Annotated in this window: 1 protein-coding gene and 2 pseudogenes; all 3 read right to left on the reverse strand. The window is 36.3% G+C overall.

Annotated features, from left to right (window positions below):
• Window positions 1-59 precede the first annotated feature (59 nt).
• Window positions 60-566, reverse strand: a complete 507-nt coding sequence (locus tag QUA77_RS28775; RefSeq protein WP_333454022.1) for a reverse transcriptase N-terminal domain-containing protein — start codon at window positions 564-566, stop codon at window positions 60-62.
• Between the two features lie 439 nt (window positions 567-1,005).
• A pseudogene (locus QUA77_RS28780) lies at window positions 1,006-2,119 on the reverse strand (IS630 family transposase).
• A gap of 730 nt (window positions 2,120-2,849) precedes the next feature.
• A pseudogene (locus tag QUA77_RS28785) lies at window positions 2,850-3,025 on the reverse strand (IS630 family transposase); the annotation flags it as partial.

Here is a 3,025-nt window from a genome sequence, read left to right on the forward strand (position 1 = left end):
TTGGGAGAAGATTCTTGTGTAGCTTGCGGGTAATCCTCTACCCATTTCAGGGTTAGTTTCTACCCAACGAATCGCACTCCTCGTCGAAAACCATAGGAGTTGGGCTCGAATGATGCCTCCCATTCTGGCTTAAGCGGTGCTTTTACAACTGATTCTAAGGCGCGGTCGTACATTGTGGGTATGCGTAATAGTCTTGACTCATTAGTTCCTAGTTTTGGAATCATTACCCTACGTGTAGATTGTGCTTTACCAGTTGTTTTGAGCTCATTTACTAGCTTAATTCGTTGCTTCCGGGTTAGTAATTTAATACCATCCATTCCGGCTTTACGTTTACCAGCATAGTCTTGTGTAACCCGTCGTACCGCTAGAACCTTATTATACCATGAATTAATCAAGCTCTTTTGAAGCTTACCAACTGCTTTAACATCACCATGTTCACTTGTTCGATAGATACGTTTTTGCGACTTGAATTTCAATTTTTCGGCTTGGCGCCCATTGATTTGATTCCATTCCAGCGTCCGGTTGTCTCGCGTTGTAGACTTATTCATTGCTACGATAGTTCCCATCTTTGAAGTTACCGGGCATCTGTCTGCGTATCTCTGTCATTACAATAGAGCATTAGCGTCTGATACACTCCCTATCTCATGTACTCTTCGTTAGCTACTTACTGGGTGATCCACCTGTTCTTCTCCAGAATACATGATAGTTACTTCGTTCCAAATACAAATTGGTAGAGTTTTTAGTGTGATGCTATCCACTGGGTTTCTGGGCAGTGCTTATAGGAAGAAGTTAAAATCGCCTATGCCATATCCTTGCCTTTTGGCATGGTGTTAATCAGCCATTAGACCACTTCAATATAACGATGATTCACCCACATCTTTGCTTTCGCTACACATGAACTATTGCTCGACATTTACCAGGTTGGGCTACCAGTAGGCTGCCTTTGATCCCCGCTTTACTCTGTTAGTGGCTACCTAACAAAATAGGGGATAAGCTGTTCGACATCTAAACTGCATTAACTAAGTTACGTTTATTTTTTATTTTTCTGTTCCATTTCATAATTAGTCCTCCTTCATTTAAAAGTTTATGTAACACTAATTCTAGTTTTTCAATGGATTTAAATAATCTATTGGCAACATATTCCTTGGCAGAATGCCATACTAATTCAACTAGGTTATAGTCAGGGCTATATTTGCGCAAAAACTCTATGATTAGATTGGGAATTTCTGAGGCTATTTTCTGCAAAGTCTCTGCTTTTTTATGAAAACTAGCGTTGTCCAAAATTATCATAAACTTACAGCCTTTATCTTGAAAATCTTCCACTAAATTTCCTTGCAATATCCACTCGGCTTTTAAATCTCCATAAAAATTTTTCAGCACAGCATAAAAATTAGCATAATTTCCAGAGGGAATAAAATCTCCCCATCTTTTTTTGTCTGAATATCTCACTCCATCCATCACATTAATACGGCTTTTTCGTCGCTCTCCTATGAAGGTTAATTCGAGTTCTTTTTTTACACCAGCTTTTCCTTCTAATCACTCTTCAACTAAATCCACTCTCGTCCCAAAACCATACCTGTAAAAGGTATGGAGATGCTTTTTATATTTTTAGATACTCAGCTAATTTATCTTTGAATAAACCCCTTTCTACGGCATCTTGCTTATCCTTCAAGCTGTATTTAGCCCAAAGGTAAACATACTTTTTTGATTTTAAAATTCTCCTTACTTGGGTACTACTCAGCTCAATTACCGTCTGTTCTCCTAGATATATTGCAAGTCTAGCTGTTGTCCATCTTCCGAACTCATAACCATATTTTTCCGGGTCTACTTCAAGTGTTTCTAAAAGTAAAATAATGTATTTCTCTGTAGCTTTTCGGTAATTACCCTTCATCCTGTTATCTTTAAAACTGTCTAAAATTTCAGGATCACCGTGAACACTCCAATAGGCAACTTTTCGGAGAGAACATCCAATTACTTCAGCAGTTTGAGCTTGTGAGCTTCCGTTATTTAGTAATAAAAATATTAACGCTCTTTGTCGAATATCTGGATTCTCATGGTCTTTTAATGCTTGTTGCAGAGTTTCCTTTGTTTCAGAACTGAGGAAGTTTTTAGTAGGCATTGTTTTTTTATTAAAATTAATATAGTATACCATACAATATGCGTTTTAGATGCTGAACAGCTTATTTCAAAAGTAATTTTTTGACTAGGTATAGAGAATGTTGATGTAATTTATGACTTTTTTTACCATGTGTAAAGTTAATTAACTGACAATTTATGGCGCCTGTAAAATGATTATAATTCCTTCCTACGGGCGATATAAAATTACTTTTATTTCTCGATTTTCAACAGCTTTGTTAACAATTTTATATTTTTTTTCTTCGTTTTCATGGCTGTTCAATCCACCTAACCCCTCTAGGTTGGGCTTATAGTTAATAATAAATTAGCTTTCTCTGTTAAACCAGGTAAAGAATATAAGCTAATCCGCATTTAAATTGCATGGTAAAAGAAATTTTAAATTTGGTGGGGAGTAGAGGTTGGGCAGGAAAGCCCGCTCTCAACATACAATTTAAATGCACAACAGCTTACCAAATATTTTGCTAGCTTCATTTGTCTTTCATTCCTGCCTGAGCTATTCATTGAGCATATTAACTAATGAATAGCCAACACTATTTATGCTTGTAACTGATTGTCAGACTTTTGATTTTCCCAAGCTAGAGATGTATGGATTTTTTTATAAAAACTCGGAATTAATACCAAATTAATCAGGATTAGTGAAGCCCAATATTTTGGCAACTGATTTAGGATTACTATATTCTAACTGAGGTAAGCTGTCAAACATCTAAACTGCATTAACTCGCGTTACCTTTATTTTTTACTTTTCGGTTCCATTTCATAATTAGTTCTCCTTCATTTAACAATTTATTTAACAGTGACTCTAGTTTTTCAAGGGATTCAAATAATCTATTAGCAACATATTCCTTAGCCGAATGCCATACCAACTCAACTCGCGTTGTAGTCCGGGCTA

The sequence above is a fragment of the Microcoleus sp. K5-D4 genome (assembly GCF_036704575.1).
Taxonomy (GTDB): domain Bacteria; phylum Cyanobacteriota; class Cyanobacteriia; order Cyanobacteriales; family Microcoleaceae; genus Microcoleus.

Coding starts and splice junctions, on each gene's coding strand:
- QUA77_RS28775 (WP_333454022.1), bottom strand. CDS start 566: ATGGGAACTATCGTAGCAATGAATAAGTCTACAACGCGAGACAACCGG.